Source organism: Flavobacterium qiangtangense (assembly GCF_042658345.1).
GTDB lineage: Bacteria > Bacteroidota > Bacteroidia > Flavobacteriales > Flavobacteriaceae > Flavobacterium > Flavobacterium qiangtangense.
Genome location: NZ_JBHSQB010000003.1, coordinates 110,188 through 124,870 on the forward strand (window position 1 = coordinate 110,188; position 14,683 = coordinate 124,870).

11 protein-coding genes are annotated in these 14,683 nt (G+C 36.3%); 6 read left to right on the forward strand and 5 right to left on the reverse strand.

From position 1 onward, the window contains the following. The 3 genes from ACFPVY_RS00550 to ACFPVY_RS00560 form a co-directional block, all read right to left on the reverse strand. Nucleotides 1–2,100 carry a glycoside hydrolase family 97 protein gene (locus tag ACFPVY_RS00550; RefSeq protein ID WP_379789726.1) on the reverse strand — a complete coding sequence of 700 codons (2,100 nt, stop codon included), beginning with the start codon at nt 2,098–2,100 and terminating at the stop codon, nt 1–3. A gap of 167 nt (nt 2,101–2,267) precedes the next feature. Next, the gene (locus tag ACFPVY_RS00555; protein WP_379789727.1) at nt 2,268–2,966 is read right to left on the reverse strand and encodes a LytR/AlgR family response regulator transcription factor; all 699 of its coding nucleotides are present in this window, start codon (nt 2,964–2,966) and stop codon (nt 2,268–2,270) included. Beyond that, nucleotides 2,967–3,986, reverse strand: a complete 1,020-nt coding sequence (locus ACFPVY_RS00560; RefSeq protein WP_379789728.1) for a sensor histidine kinase — start codon at nt 3,984–3,986, stop codon at nt 2,967–2,969. A 158-nt stretch (nt 3,987–4,144) separates the two neighbouring features. On the opposite strand from ACFPVY_RS00560, the gene ACFPVY_RS00565 reads away from it, so the two are divergent. From ACFPVY_RS00565 to ACFPVY_RS00575, 3 genes are read left to right on the forward strand one after another with little or no spacing between them, the layout of a single operon-like run. After that, nucleotides 4,145–5,530, forward strand: coding sequence for a TolC family protein (locus tag ACFPVY_RS00565; RefSeq protein WP_379789729.1), 1,386 nt, complete (start codon nt 4,145–4,147; stop codon nt 5,528–5,530). Between the two features lie 12 nt (nt 5,531–5,542). Then, nucleotides 5,543–8,824, forward strand: a complete 3,282-nt coding sequence (locus ACFPVY_RS00570) for an efflux RND transporter permease subunit (protein ID WP_379789730.1) — start codon at nt 5,543–5,545, stop codon at nt 8,822–8,824. Next, nucleotides 8,814–9,896: an efflux RND transporter periplasmic adaptor subunit gene (locus ACFPVY_RS00575; protein WP_379789731.1), complete on the forward strand. Its 1,083-nt coding sequence runs from the start codon at nt 8,814–8,816 to the stop codon at nt 9,894–9,896. Before ACFPVY_RS00570 ends, ACFPVY_RS00575 begins: the two co-directional genes overlap by 11 nt. Nucleotides 9,897–9,964: 68 nt before the next feature. On the opposite strand, the gene ACFPVY_RS00580 is transcribed toward ACFPVY_RS00575, so the two are convergent. Next, nucleotides 9,965–10,468, reverse strand: coding sequence for a response regulator (locus ACFPVY_RS00580; RefSeq protein WP_379789732.1), 504 nt, complete (start codon nt 10,466–10,468; stop codon nt 9,965–9,967). 211 nt (nt 10,469–10,679) lie between these two features. Here ACFPVY_RS00580 and ACFPVY_RS00585 point away from each other — a divergent pair, with 211 nt between their 5' ends. Further along, nucleotides 10,680–11,084 carry a response regulator gene (locus ACFPVY_RS00585; RefSeq protein WP_379789733.1) on the forward strand — a complete coding sequence of 135 codons (405 nt, stop codon included), beginning with the start codon at nt 10,680–10,682 and terminating at the stop codon, nt 11,082–11,084. 1 nt (nt 11,085) lies between these two features. Here the strand turns inward: ACFPVY_RS00585 and ACFPVY_RS00590 are convergent, their stop codons facing one another. Beyond that, a complete protein-coding gene (locus ACFPVY_RS00590) occupies nt 11,086–11,223 on the reverse strand; it encodes a FeoB-associated Cys-rich membrane protein (protein WP_379789734.1) in 138 nt (45 codons plus the stop codon). A 133-nt stretch (nt 11,224–11,356) separates the two neighbouring features. Here ACFPVY_RS00590 and ACFPVY_RS00595 point away from each other — a divergent pair, with 133 nt between their 5' ends. Both ACFPVY_RS00595 and hemN read left to right on the forward strand, forming a co-directional pair. After that, complete coding sequence (locus tag ACFPVY_RS00595; protein WP_379790253.1) at nt 11,357–13,168, forward strand: hypothetical protein; 1,812 nt, start codon at nt 11,357–11,359, stop codon at nt 13,166–13,168. Between the two features lie 72 nt (nt 13,169–13,240). Next, the gene (gene hemN, locus ACFPVY_RS00600; RefSeq protein WP_379789735.1) at nt 13,241–14,596 is read left to right on the forward strand and encodes an oxygen-independent coproporphyrinogen III oxidase; all 1,356 of its coding nucleotides are present in this window, start codon (nt 13,241–13,243) and stop codon (nt 14,594–14,596) included. The last annotated feature ends 87 nt before the right edge of the window (nt 14,597–14,683 follow it).

The following is a 14,683-nucleotide window of genomic DNA, read 5'->3' on the forward strand; positions in this document are numbered from 1 at the left end:
TTATTTCACGCTAATTGCGAAACCACCGCTTGTTGCCATCGGTTGTTTTAATTTTGTTTTTGAAGTAACTTTTATCTTTTTAATTTCATAAGATTGCGGATTGTTGATATAATCGGCATCTTTTCCGTCAGCATAAATTATTGCTTCATACGTTTTTCCTTTTGGAAGAAAATCAAAATTTACGTTTCCAACTCTTTTATTTTCATCCGTAATTCCGCCCACAAACCATTCATTTTTACCTTTAGCTTTTCTGGCAATCGTGATGTAATCGCCTGGTTCAGCTTCCAAAATATAAGTTTCGTCCCAATCAATCGCCACGTCTTTAATAAATTGAAATGCGTCTAAATGTTTATTGTAAGTTTCTGGCAAATCGGCCGCCATTTGCAACGGAGAATACATCGTTACATACAATGCCAATTGTTTCGCCAAAGTCGTGTGTACAAAAGAATTATTTTCTGGATTGTAAGCATTAATTCTGGTTTGAAAAATCCCCGGCGTATAATCCATCGGGCCACCCATCAATCTTGTAAACGGAAGAATTGTCAAGTGATCTGCGTTATTTCCTCCAAAAGATTCATATTCTGTTCCACGCGCCGCTTCGTTTCCAATTAAATTTGGATATGTTCTGCTCAATCCCGTTGGACGAACCGCTTCGTGCGCATTTACCATAATTTTATATTCTGCCGCTTTTGTAATCGCATACAAATAATGGTTGTTTGCCCATTGTCCATAATGATATTCGCCACGCGGAATGATATCGCCAACATAACCACTTTTTACAGAATTATAGCCATTATCCACCATAAATTGGTAGGCTTTGTCCATGTGTCTTTCATAGTTTCTGATTGACCCAGAGGTTTCGTGGTGCATCATCATTTTTACATTTTTTGAAGCCGCATATCGGTGCAATTCCTTCACGTCAAAATCTGGATAAGGCGTCACAAAATCAAAAACATAATCTTTTGATTTCCCAAACCAATCTTCCCAACCTTCATTCCAGCCTTCGACCAAAACCGCATCGAATCCGTGTTTTGAAGCAAAATCGATATATTCTTTTACGTGCGCTGTGTTCGCTGCGTGTTTTCCGTTTGGTTTTGTCTTCGAATAATCAGTTTCGCCAAGTTTTACGCTCGTTAAATCATTGTAAGCCCAAGAACTTTTTCCGGTAATCATTTCCCACCAAACACCCACATATTTCACAGGTTTAATCCAAGAAACATCTTTGTATTTTGTAGGTTCGTTCAAGTTTAAAATCAACTTTGAAGCCAAAATATCAGTCGCCTTATCGCTCACCACAATTGTTCTCCACGGCGATTGTGTTGGTGCTTGCATATAACCTTTATCACCAATGGCATCAGGCGTTAAGAAAGAATTCAATACAAAATTTTTATCGTCTAAATCAAGTGACATTGCAGAATAATCAACCAAAGCGGCTTCGTGAATGTTTATGTACAAACCGTCATTGCTTTTCATCATCAAAGGCGTTTGAACTCCCGTTTCTGAAAATGTATGTTGCGACGCATTTTGAGTAACCGCGCCTTTCATTTTTCCTCTAACTTCAGATAAATTTGAAGTCACCGTGCTGTATTCTTGCGTATCAAAATCGCCCGGAAGCCAAAAAGCTTTGTGATCTCCGGCCAAAGCAAATTGCGTTCTTTCTTCTTTTATGATGAAATAACCCAAGTCTTTTTGCTCTGGAAATTCGTATCTAAAACCCAATCCATCATTGAAAAGGCGGAAACGAATTTTGATATAACGGTCATTTACAGATTTTTGCGATAGTGTTACAAGCAATTCGTTATAATTATTTCTGATATTTTTTTGCTCGCCCCAAACTGGAGTCCAAGTTTCATCAAACGTTGCATTTTCAACTTTGGTAACCGTGAAACCGTCTAAAAATGAAGGAACATCTTTGGTTTCAATTCCCAATTTGCTGGTTTTGATAACCGCTTTGTTTTTATAATTTAATTCATAAGTTGGAATCCCATTTCCAGTCAAGCTGAATTTTAGCTTCAAATTTTTGTCTGGAGAAGAAATTTCTTGAGCTTGCGCAATGAAGCAAGTCGCAAGAAGAAAGAATGCGGAAAAAAGTTTGTTCATAATTATAAAATTATCATTTATGTTTCGTAAAAATAGCAAAATCAACAGTATTTGCCCGACTTTATTTTCAGATTTGGAATAATTGGGAGCGTTACAACGTTATAGTTGCGGTTTTTGTTGAAAAGTAATTTGGAAGAAAGAAAACGTTTGAAATTCAGAAATTACCTTTATTTTTTCAATCGTTCAAAAAGCTCTCTTTTATAAGTAATTCCAATCGGAAGCTTGAAATCATTGATCGAAACAAAATCTTTTTCAGAAGCTTGAATTTTATCCAAAGCCACAATATAGGATTTATGAATTCTCAAAAAGGAAGCATTTGGCAAACATTTTTCAATTTCATTTGTAGTTATGGAAGCCAAATATGTTTTGGTAGTGGTAAATAATTTCACATAATTCCCGAAGCTTTGGGCGTACAGCAATTTATTCAATTCAATTTCCAGTAGATGTCCGTCAACCTTGACATTTATCGAGTTTATTTCTTCAGAATTTAAACTATTTTCCGAAGGAAATAAAGCAAAAAAGCGTTCGATTGCTTTCAAAAATCTCGGAAAATAAATGGGTTTCAACAGATAATCGATCACGCCATAATCATAACTTTCCAAAGCAAATTCTGAATAAGCGGTAGTTAAAATCGTCTTTGGAGGCGACGGAATAATTTTTAGTAATTCAAGTCCGGTAATTTCAGGCATATCAATATCCAGAAACATCAAATCGACCTTGTTTTCCCTAAGATAATTCATCGCTTCGATTCCGTTATAGCATTGCTTTACCAATTCTAAATTCGCATTTTGTTTGATATAATTTACCAAAACATAATGCGCAGCAGGCTCATCGTCAACAATTATGCACTTCTTCGGAGTTTCCATTTAGCTCAAATCAATTTCTAAATTTACATTAAAAATAGTTTCTGTCGGTTTGATTTCCAATTTATGCTTTTCGGGATAAATGATTTCAAGACGTTTTTTGGTGTTTTTCAAACCAATTTTTGTGGAAACAACAGCCTTTTTCTTGGTTGGAATTGAATTAGAAACCGTCAAAAATAATTTATTTTCCTTAACCGAAATATCGATATCCACAAAACAGTTTTCTATCGTGCAAGCGCCATGTTTAAAGGCATTTTCTATAAAAGAAATTAATAACATCGGAGCAATTTTATACTGCTTTTCTTCGTCAAAATTTTCGGTATAATTGATTTCGCAACGGTAACCCACGCGCTCTTTTTCCAACTGAATGTAACTTGAAATAAAGGCGATTTCATCTTCAATTGACACAAATTCCTTCGAACTATTTTCAACCTGATAGCGCATCAACTGCGAAACCTGCATAATCATATCTGAAGTTCGCTCAGGATATTGCAAACTGATTCCGTAAAGTGTGTTGAAAGTATTAAACAAAAAGTGCGGATTCAGCTGTCCTTTCAAGGCATTTAGTTGTGCTTCGTTGTATAAAAGCGTCTTATTTGTCTTCTTTTTTTGCTCCCGATAATGTTCTAAAATCAAGAAAGATCCTAAAATGCAGACCAAAGTTCCGGCTAAAGTCGCCAATTGAAAATGATATGTTTTTTGGTTGGATGATTTATAAAGAAAGCAATTTTTATACAAGATTTCAGTGGAGGTTTCATATAAAATTATCGAAAAAACTAAAATCAAAAGTGTTGTTAAGAGTAAGTAAAACAATGGTTTATGTTCCTTTAGCAAAACTGGAAGCAGAAAAAATCGGTTGATTTGCGCGTGTGCATATAAAATGAAAAAGTAAACCAAACCGGTCAAAAAACCTCTCCAACTTAAGATTAAAATCCAGTCGTTCAGCGTGAATAATATAAAGGAGAAAACGAGGATGAAAATTTCCTGCCACCATTTGTTTTCTAAAACATATTTAAATTTCATTTTTGACAATTAAAAGTTTACAAAGTAAGCACTTAATATCCTTAATTCAGCTGAAATAATGACCAATTCAATTCGTCATTTTATAACACTATTTCATCATTAATAACGGCGTTATGACTTTTTTGTGGGCTAAATTTGCACTTTAAAATTCAACATCAATGATATTAAAAAAAATCCCCCTTTTGTTTTTTATATTGTTCTGTTTTAGCGGTTTTTCACAAACTCTTTCGTTGAAAGAAGCTGTGGAAACCGGAGTTTCAAATTATGGAACCATCAAGGCAAAAAGCAAATATGCCGAAGCTTCCAATGAAACTTTAAAACAAGTGCGACGCGATTATTTGCCTAATTTGAACCTTTCGGCACAGCAAGATTTTGGAACAGTAAATGGGCAAAATGGGCCGCTTTATGGTTTTGGAGGTCTTGGTGTCGCTTCTTCAGGATTGCCGCTTCCAGAACAAAATTGGAACGCCGCTTTCGGAGCTTTGTATTTGGTAAATGTCAACTGGGAATTTTTTACTTTCGGAAGAATTAAAGAAAGAATCAATGTTTCAAAAGCCGATGCCGCACGTTTTGAAAAAGATTTGGAACAAGAAAAATTTCAGCAGAAAATTAAAATTTCAGCTGCTTATTTGAATCTTTTGGCGAGCCAGCGATTGGTAATTTCCCAAGAAAAAAATTTAAGTCGAGCTGAAGTTTTTCAAAGATTGGCCGCCGTGAGAGTTAAAAACGGATTGCTTGCTGGCGTTGATTCAACATTGGCTTCCGCCGAAGTTTCTCGCGCCAAAATTTCTTTGAACCAAATTAAAGATCAAGTCAAGGAACAAAACAATAAATTAGTCGCCTTGATGGGAGCTGAAATCAAGGATTTTGCGTTGGACAGTTCTTTTGTTAAGCAGGTTCCAAGAGCAATTTTCAATTTAGAGCAACAAGCAGACAGCTTAAATCCGGTACTTCAGTTTTATAAAAGCCGAATCGATTTCAGCAAACAGCAAGTGAAAGCGTTCCGAAAAGAGCAATATCCAAGTTTCAGTTTATTCGGAATTTACCAAACTCGTGCTTCCGGATTTAACTCAGATTATGCTTCAGACCAGACTTCTTTTTCCCAAAATTATTTAGACGGAATCAATCCTGATCGCCAGAATTATTTATTCGGAGTGGGAGTGACTTGGAATTTGACTTCGATCGCCAGAGTCAGCAAAAAAGTCAGTGCGCAAAAGCTGATTTCAGAAGGTTTGGAAGAAGAATATAACGTCATCGACCAGCAATTGAAAACGCAATCTGACGCGGCTGATGCCAAGATTAAATTTGCAATGGAAAACTACGCAGAAGCGCCAAAACAAGTCGCTGCCGCAAAACAAGCGTATCTTCAAAAAACAACTTTGTATAAAAATGGATTGACCAATTTGATTGACGTGACGCAAGCTTTTTACACGCTAAATCGTGCCGAAATCGACCGCGATATTATTTACACCAATGTTTGGCAATCGCTGTTGATGAAAGCAGCTGCGACTGGAGATTTCGACTTATTTATTAATGAATTTTAATTTTCGCCCCCAATGAATTTAATACGTTTCGCACTTCGCAAACCCATATCGATTTTGGTACTTGTCGCCGGACTTTTTTTCTTCGGAATTGGTTCTGTTCAGACAATCAAAGTAGATATTTTGCCAAAGATGAATCTTCCGGTAATTTATCTCGCGCATCCTTTTGGAGGTTACACGCCAAACCAGATGGAGTCGTATTTCGCAAAGAATTATGTCAATATTTTACTTTTTGCCAATGGCGTAAAATCCATTGAAACTAAGAATATTCAAGGCTTGACGCTGATGAAAGTGACTTATTATGAAGACACTAATATGGCGCAGGCAGCCGCTGAATTAAGTGCGCTTTCCAACAGGATTCAGGCTGGTTTTCCACCCGGATCGCAACCTCCGTTTATCATTCGTTTTGATGCTTCGTCTTTGCCAGTTGGTCAATTGGTTTTGAGTAGTAAAACCAAGACTAACAATGAATTGCAAGATTTGGCAAACGTTTATGTTAGAGCTTCTTTTACATCAATTCCGGGGTTGTTATCGCCACCACCTTTTGGCGGAAGCCCAAGAACTATTGAGGTTAACGTTGATCCAGATGCGCTTCGAGCACACAATTTGACACCAGACCAAATCGTGGAAGCTATCAAAATCAACAATCAAACAGCTCCTTCCGGAAATGTGAGAATTGGCGATAAAAATTACATCACGCCAACAAACAATACGATTAAAGAAGTCAAAGATTTTGAGAAAATTCCTTTGTTTAAAGGTGGCGTTCAAAATTTATATTTGGGCGATGTTGCCAAAGTAAAAGATGGCGCAGATATCACGGCGGGCTATGCTTTGGTCAACGGAAAACGCTCTGTCTATGTGAGTATTGCCAAAGCCGGAGATGCTTCGACGTGGGATGTAGTTCAGAAATTAAAGTCGGAATTGCCTAAGATTCAAAGCACTTTGCCAGAAGATGTGAAGCTTTCCTATGAATTTGACCAATCGGTTTATGTAATTAATTCGGTAAAAAGTTTGGTTACCGAAGGTGTCATCGGAGCGATTTTAACGGGTTTAATGGTTTTATTATTCTTAGGAGATAAAAGAGCAGCGTTTATCGTAATCTTGACCATCCCAATTTCGATTATTTCAGGGGTTTTGTTCTTAAAATTATTTGGACAAACCATTAATTTAATGTCATTGAGCGGTTTGGCTTTGGCCATCGGAATTTTGGTCGATGAAAGTACCGTGACTATCGAAAATATCCACCAGCATCTCGATATGGGAAAACCAAAAGCACTCGCTATTTGGGATGCTTGTAAGGAAATTGCCTTGCCAAAATTATTGATTCTGCTTTGTATTCTGGCCGTTTTTGCACCCGCTTTCACAATGACTGGAATTCCTGGAGCACTGTTTTTGCCATTGGCTTTGGCAATCGGATTTTCGATGATTATTTCGTTTTTATTGTCTCAGACATTCGTTCCGATTATGGCGAATTGGCTGATGAAAGACCACGTAAAAGTGCATCACGAAGAAACAATTACAGATGATGAGGCAGAATTTAATGCTTCGGGATTGAACGCAGATTCTGAAAAAGATACTTATTCTCAACGAAAAGTTTTAAACCGAGAAGATTTAGATAATAACGGAAAAATCGGGAAATTTGAGAAATTCAGAATGCGTTTCATGAAATTTATCGACCGACTTTTCGCTTTCAGAAAACCGGTTACGTTGTTTTATTTGATCGGAATTACAGGTTTGGCGGTATTATTTTTAAACGTAATTGGCCAGGATGTTTTTCCGAAAGTGAATTCAAGCCAATTCCAAATGCGACTTCGGGCGCCAGACGGAACCCGAATTGAAAGAACGGAAGACAAGGCAATTATCGCTTTGAAAGAATTGGAAAAAATGGTTGGAAAAGAACATATTTCGATTTCTTCGGTTTATGTGGGACAGCATCCGGCATTGTTTTCAGTTTCTCCGATTTATCTTTTTACGGCTGGACCGCACGAAGCTGTTTTTCAAATTGCTTTAAAAGATTACCACGCAGATATGGAAGTTTTTAAAGACGATTTCAGAAAACAATTGAAGAAAGTCTTACCCGATGTAAAGATTTCGTTCGAGCCAATTGAGCTGACTGACAAAGTGTTAAGTCAAGGTTCGCCAACGCCAATCGAAATCAGATTTGCTGGAAAAAATAAAAAAGCCAACGAGCAATATGCCAATAAGTTAATCGAAAAATTAAACAAAATCGATTATTTTAGAGATGTTCAGATTGCACAGCCTTTAAAATATCCTTCGTTAGATATTAATATTGACAGGACGCGCGCGGCACAGTTGGGCGTTGACATGAATGATATTTCTCGTTCTTTAATCGCATCAACTTCGTCATCAAGATATACGGAGAAAAATACTTGGATCGATGAAAAAGCCGGACTTTCTTACAACGTTCAAGTGCAAGTTCCGTTGGATAAAATGATGACGCAAAATGATATGGGCGAAATTCCGCTGTTGAAAAATACGTCAAGACCGGTTTTGAGTGATGTGGCGACGATTACGCCGTCATTTACTTACGGAGAAAACGATAATTTAGGTGCGATGCCATACATTTCGGTAACTGCAAATACTGACCACACCGACTTGGGAACGGCGTCAAAAGCTGTACAAAAAGCGATCGAAGAATTAGGAGAACTGCCAAGAGGAATGTTCGTGGAACCAATCGGTTTGACAAAAGTTTTGGTTGAAACCATGGGAAGTTTGCAGTCGGGATTATTGATCGCAGTTGTCGTTATCTTCTTGATGCTTTCGGCTAATTTTCAATCGTTTAAAATTTCATTGGTGATATTGACAACGGTTCCTGCAGTAGTTTTAGGTTCACTTTTGATGTTGTTAATTACCGGTTCTACGTTAAATTTACAATCGTATATGGGAATTATCATGTCAGTTGGAGTTTCGATTGCCAATGCTGTTCTTCTGGTCACGAATGCCGAACAATTACGACGCGTTAACGGAAACGCGATTGAATCTGCCAGAGAAGCGGCTTCGTTAAGATTGCGACCAATTATCATGACGAGTATCGCGATGATTGCGGGAATGTTGCCAATGGCAATTGGCCACGGCGAAGGTGGCGACCAAGTTTCTCCATTGGGAAGAGCGGTTATCGGTGGCTTATTATTTTCTACATTTACCGTCTTAATTATCTTGCCGATGATTTTTGCTTGGGCAATGGGAAAAGCCACCACACAATCAGTTTCATTAGATCCAGAAGACGAAGAAAGCAAACATTATATCTCATCATTACACCACAAAAATGAAAAATAATAGTATCAAAATAACAGCAGTAATGGCAGTTTTGTTTTTGGCAAGCTGTTCAGAAAAGAAAGAAGAAGTAAAGCCAGTTGAGGAAACTCCGGCGCTTGAAACTTTTACGGCAAAAAAAGAAAAATTGTCAACAGAGTTAAGAATGCCAGCGGAATTAGTCGGTTTTCAGCAAGTTGATATTTATGCCAAAGTCAGCAGTTTCGTTAAAGAATTAAAAGTTGACATTGGTTCAGAAGTTAAAAAAGGACAATTGTTATTGGTTCTAGAAGCGCCAGAAACCAGTTCACAATTGGCAGCAGCCGAATCAAGACTGCGTTCTCAGGAAGCGGTTTATATGTCAAGCAATAACACGTATAAAAGATTACTAGAAACCAGTAAAGTCGAAGGAACAATCTCAAAAAATGATTTGGAATTAGCCCAAGGAAGAAAAGACTCCGATTACGCACAATTGCAAGCGGCGAAAGCATCTTACAAAGAAGTGCAAAGTATGATTGGATATTTGCAAATTCGAGCGCCTTTTGACGGTGTTGTTGCGGCGAGAAATGTAAATTTAGGCGCTTATGTTGGGCCAGCAGGAAAAGGTTCTGACTTGCCTTTGTTTACAATTCAACAGCAAGATAAATTGCGTCTTTCCGTTTTTGTTCCAGAACTTTATACCGGATATTTAAGCAATGGCGATGAATTGGCTTTTACCGTAAAATCTTTATTGGGAGAAACTTTTAAAGCAAAAATCGCTAGGAAATCGGGAGCTTTAGATGCAAGATTACGTTCTGAACGAGTGGAAATGGACGTGACTAATTCTACCAAGAAATTATTACCAGGAATGGTTGCTGAAGTTCTACTTCCGTTAAATTCAAAAGACAGCACTTTTGTAGTTCCAAAATCTGCGGTGGTTTCTTCAAGCGAAGGAATTTATGTATTGAAAGTGGAAGATCACAAAACGCTTAGAACGAAAGTTCAAAAAGGAAGAGAATTTGAAGATAGAGTGGAGGTTTTTGGAGATATTGCTCCAAATACAACTTTGGTAAAAACGGCTTCCGAAGAAATAAAAGACGGAACTGAAGTCAAATAATATTCAATTTTTAAGCATAAAAAAACCGCAAATAAATCATTTGCGGTTTTTTTATTTTGATGTAAATCTTAGTGGAAAAACTTTCCGGCCATTGAACTTAAATAAATCAAAGTTCCTATGATTCCTAAGGTAAATACGAATTTGTCTTTATCGATTTCGGCATTTGCAAGGTCATCTCGCATCAAAACAACCTGCTTCAACATTTTTTTCAATTGGCTGAAATCAGAAGGTTTGCTTATGTAAATATTTGCACCACTTTCAAAAGTACTATTTTTATCATTTTCAGAAGATGAAGTCGAATAAATAGCCACTGGCATTTTATCTAAAGCGGTATTTGCACGAATAATTTTTAACGATTCAAGTCCCGAAAGTAAAGGCATATTTAAATCTAGGAACAAAAGATTCGGAATTTCTTCAGGATCGTTTAAATAATCTACAAGCTGTTTCCCGTTTTCAAATGTTTTTAAGTTGTAATCCAAACCAGATTCTTCAAGCGCTTCTGCAAAGAGTTCACGATCTTCATTATCGTCGTCTGCCAATAATATATTAATTTTATTTGTGCTAAAATTCATGTAAAAATATTTAAGTAACGGGGGAATTTGAAGCAAATATACTAAATGAACATTTGTTAAATGTTATAAAATTCCCACATCGACTTTATAAAATTCCCACACGGACGTTTTGCGATTCTTAAAATTTCCATAAATAACATACACTTTAACAAATGTTTTAAGTTAATATCACGTTCATACGCATATATTTACGTAACAAGTTTACCAAATTATGGCTCCTCCAAAAATAAATATAGCACTTATTGACGACGATCAAGACGAGAAATACATCTTCCAAATCGCTTTAGATGAGCTTGAAATCGATTATTCTTTCGAATATTTTTCAAGCGCAAATGATTTTCTTGATCACATAAATAATAGTTCGGTCTCGCTACCAAATATCGCTTTTTTAGATATGCACATGCCATTAACAAGCGGTCTTGAATTGTTGGAAATTATTCGAAAACAATCGCAATTTGACAGTATGCGAAGCGTAATTTATTCCAATAGTATGAGCGAAGTGACGATTTCTGCATTCAAATCTCTTGGAACCGTGGATTTTATCGTAAAACCGCCAGAACTTTCAGAAATGAAAAACGTTTTAAGACGACTAATTATCATGGATAGTTTAGTGTAATCTATTTTTTCTCTGAATCTTTTTCGTCTAAGAACTTTTCTAATTTTTTCTTCTCACGCCAATTTTTTCTGATTGTAAAAATCACAATTAATAGTGCGACCAGAATTACTATTCCCACAATAAACCAATTTGCTTCCATTTTTTGATGCATTTGCAAAATACTATTGCATTAGATCGCTCTAATTTAATAAAATAGTTCCAAAATTTTTATCGATTTATGATATTTATCAGTTTTTAACTTTGCGATGTTTTCAATATTTGCGGGATATAAAATTACCATGAAAAATATCCACAATTTCCACATTCCCGTGATGGGATTGGCCTTTACCATTGACAGCCCAATTCGCGTGGCACAATTTGGAATCGACTCTGTAATTTCAATTGTTGACGACGAATTAATGGAGAAAATGAACGCTTTTTACAGCGAGAAATTTAATTTTCCGTATAAAGAAATTACCACAAAACATTTTGATTTTCGTGCCGAAAGAACCAGATCATATTTAAATTTGGTCAGTAAAATCGTGGAAGAAAAGTTCACTTCATTTTGCAGTGAACTCGCTGAAAACAAGCAATCTTTGGTTCAGTTTTTACAAATGCTTCCCCAAAAATCGGATATTAAAAAAAGCTTTTCAGAATTTATTTCGAATCATTCAGAGTCAATCGATTCTTTGAAAAATTTTATTTTAAAGCAATTGCATCCAGGTTCAATCGACGTTAATATTATGACGAAAGTTGATAAAGCCAATTTCCATAAAAAGGAAGCACTTCCCGCAATTTTCAACGATGCGCACGCTTCTTTGCGAGGTTTTGCAGAAAGTAATTTGTCGTCTTCCTTGGTACTTTCTGCCGGAATGAATCCGTCGCTTTACAATTATATTTCAGAATTTAAAGACTTTTTTCCCGATGAAAACGGAAATCTAAAAAAGAAAATCATCTTAAAAGTAAGCGATTTTCGCTCGGCTATGATTCAAGGAAATTATCTGGCAAAAAAAGGAATTTGGGTTTCAGAATACAGAATTGAATCGGGATTAAATTGTGGAGGTCACGCCTTTGCCACCGACGGACTTTTGCTCGGACCAATCATGCAGGAATTTAAAGAAAAGAAGCAAGAATTGATTGAATCTGCACATAAATTGATGATTTCCGCCTTAAATCAGAAAGAATATTGCATTCCTGAAAAATCGTTGCCATTGAAAATTACCGTTCAAGGTGGCGTTGGAACTTCTGAAGAACACAATTTTTTAATCGAAAATTATGATGCAGATTCCATCGGATGGGGTTCGCCATTTTTGTTAGTTCCAGAAGCGACTTCCACAGATTTAGAAACCAGAAATCTATTAATAAACGCTAAAGAAAATGATTTCTACCGAAGTGGCATTTCACCATTGGGAGTTCCGTTTAACACGTTGAAAGGAACTACGAATGAAGAAATCCGCGAACACAGAATTGCCACTTTAAAAGCAGGAAGTTCTTGCCCAAAAAAACTTTTGGCCTTGAGCCGAGAATTTGGTGAAGAAGGAATTTGCACCGCTTCCAGAAAATTTCAGCAAATTAAATTGAATGATTTGGAAATAATAAAAGACAGTCTTTCCACAGAAAAATACAATTTTGAGAAGCAGAAAATTACAGAGAAATCGTGTCTTTGCGTAGGTTTGGCAAACACTGCTTATCTTGAAAATCATTTTGAAATAAAAGGCGAGAAGCAAGGTGTTGTGATTTGTCCCGGACCAAATTTAGCTTATTTTGACAAGGAAGTTTCACTTTACCAAATGCTTCGACATATTTATGGTTATGAATCGATTTTGAACAAAAATTACCGTCCGAATTTGTTTATAAAAGAATTGCAATTGTATGTCAATTACTTGAAAGAAGAAATTCTTACGACAGAAGAAATTTCAAAAAAAATTCTGAAAAAATGGAATCTTTTCAAGAAAAATCTTTTGGACGGAATTAAGTATTACGAGGAATTATTTGCTTCTACCGAATTTTTTAAATCGTCTAAAGGAATCATTTTCAGTGAGTTGGAAAAATATAAAGTACAGGTTTCAGAAATCGAAATTCCGTCTGAAATGATTCTGAATTAATTTGTTTGGTATGACAAATGTCATATTATAAGTTGCTGATTGCTATTACTTTTGAAATAAAAATTTACGATTATGTCAAAGTCATTGATTCAAAAATATAACGTTCCGGGACCGCGATACACGAGTTATCCAACGGTTCCTTACTGGGAAAATGAGGATTTTCATTACGATTTGTGGATTGAAAGTTTTAAGAAATCGTTTCGAGAAAGCAATGCTTCCGAAGGAATTTCAATTTACATTCACTTGCCTTTCTGCGAAAGTCTTTGCACGTTTTGTGGTTGTTCCAAAAGAATTACAAAAAATCACAGTGTCGAACAGCCTTATTTGCAGGCAATTTTAAAAGAATGGAATTTGTATTGCAATGAAATGGACGAAAAACCAATTATCAAAGAAATTCATCTTGGTGGCGGAACTCCCACGTTTTTCTCAGTTAATCATCTAGAAGATTTAATCAACGGAATTCTAAAAACCGGAAAAAAAGCCGATAATTTTGAGTTCAGTTTTGAAGGCCATCCAAATAATACGACTAAAGAACATCTACAGAAATTATATGATTTGGGTTTTCGAAGAGTGAGTTTTGGCGTTCAAGATTATTCAGAAACCGTGCAAAAAGCGATTCACAGAATCCAGCCTTTTCAGAATGTGGCGAAAGTGACATATTGGGCAAAAGAAATTGGCTATACTTCTGTTGGGCACGATTTAATTTTTGGCTTGCCGTTTCAAACTATCGAAAATATTGTCGACACCATTGAAAAAACAAAATCCTTAAAACCCGACCGACTGGCGTTTTACAGTTATGCGCACACGCCGTGGATAAAGGGAAATGGACAGCGTGGCTATAAAGAAGAAGACATTCCGAAAGATGATGAAAAGCGAAAATTATACGAAGTAGGGAAGGCGCTTTTGAGCTCAAACGGCTATCACGAAATTGGGATGGACCATTTTGCCATTGAAACCGATTCGCTTTTTAAAGCTTTAAAAGAGGAAAAACTCCACAGAAATTTCATGGGTTACAGTCATTCAAAAACGCAGATGATGATTGGCCTTGGCGTTTCTTCCATCAGCGATACTTGGTATGGTTTTGCCCAAAACGTAAAAGATTTAGACGATTATTACCAATTATTAGAATGGGAAAAAATTCCGGTTTTCAAGGGACATATTTTAAGCTCAGAAGACTTAAAAATCAGAAAACACATCTTGAATTTAATGTGCCAATTTGAAACCGCTTGGAACAATTCTGAAAAATACATCCCAGAAATTCTGGAGCAATTGCAGGAAATGGAGAACGATGGCCTGATAAAAATTCAAAAAAACACCTTAAAAGTAACTCAATCCGGGAAACCTTTTCTCAGAAATATCTGTATGGCTTTCGACTTGAGATTAAAAAGAAAAGCGCCGAAAACGCAGTTGTTTTCGATGACAGTTTAAATAGGTTCAGGGTTTTAGGGTTTTGGGTTCAGGGCAGAAAAAAATAAAAACGCCAAGTCATAAAGTTTAAAACCTTTGTGACTTGGC

Excerpts from the sequence above, each read along its gene's own strand:
- ACFPVY_RS00565 (WP_379789729.1), top strand. The coding sequence starts at position 4,145 with ATGATATTAAAAAAAATCCCCCTTTTGTTTTTTATATTGTTCTGTTTT.
- ACFPVY_RS00550 (WP_379789726.1), bottom strand. The coding sequence starts at position 2,100 with ATGAACAAACTTTTTTCCGCATTCTTTCTTCTTGCGACTTGCTTCATT.
- ACFPVY_RS00560 (WP_379789728.1), bottom strand. The coding sequence starts at position 3,986 with ATGAAATTTAAATATGTTTTAGAAAACAAATGGTGGCAGGAAATTTTC.
- ACFPVY_RS00580 (WP_379789732.1), bottom strand. The coding sequence starts at position 10,468 with ATGAATTTTAGCACAAATAAAATTAATATATTATTGGCAGACGACGAT.
- ACFPVY_RS00575 (WP_379789731.1), top strand. The coding sequence starts at position 8,814 with ATGAAAAATAATAGTATCAAAATAACAGCAGTAATGGCAGTTTTGTTT.
- ACFPVY_RS00590 (WP_379789734.1), bottom strand. The coding sequence starts at position 11,223 with ATGGAAGCAAATTGGTTTATTGTGGGAATAGTAATTCTGGTCGCACTA.
- ACFPVY_RS00585 (WP_379789733.1), top strand. The coding sequence starts at position 10,680 with ATGGCTCCTCCAAAAATAAATATAGCACTTATTGACGACGATCAAGAC.
- hemN (WP_379789735.1), top strand. The coding sequence starts at position 13,241 with ATGTCAAAGTCATTGATTCAAAAATATAACGTTCCGGGACCGCGATAC.
- ACFPVY_RS00555 (WP_379789727.1), bottom strand. The coding sequence starts at position 2,966 with ATGGAAACTCCGAAGAAGTGCATAATTGTTGACGATGAGCCTGCTGCG.
- ACFPVY_RS00570 (WP_379789730.1), top strand. The coding sequence starts at position 5,543 with ATGAATTTAATACGTTTCGCACTTCGCAAACCCATATCGATTTTGGTA.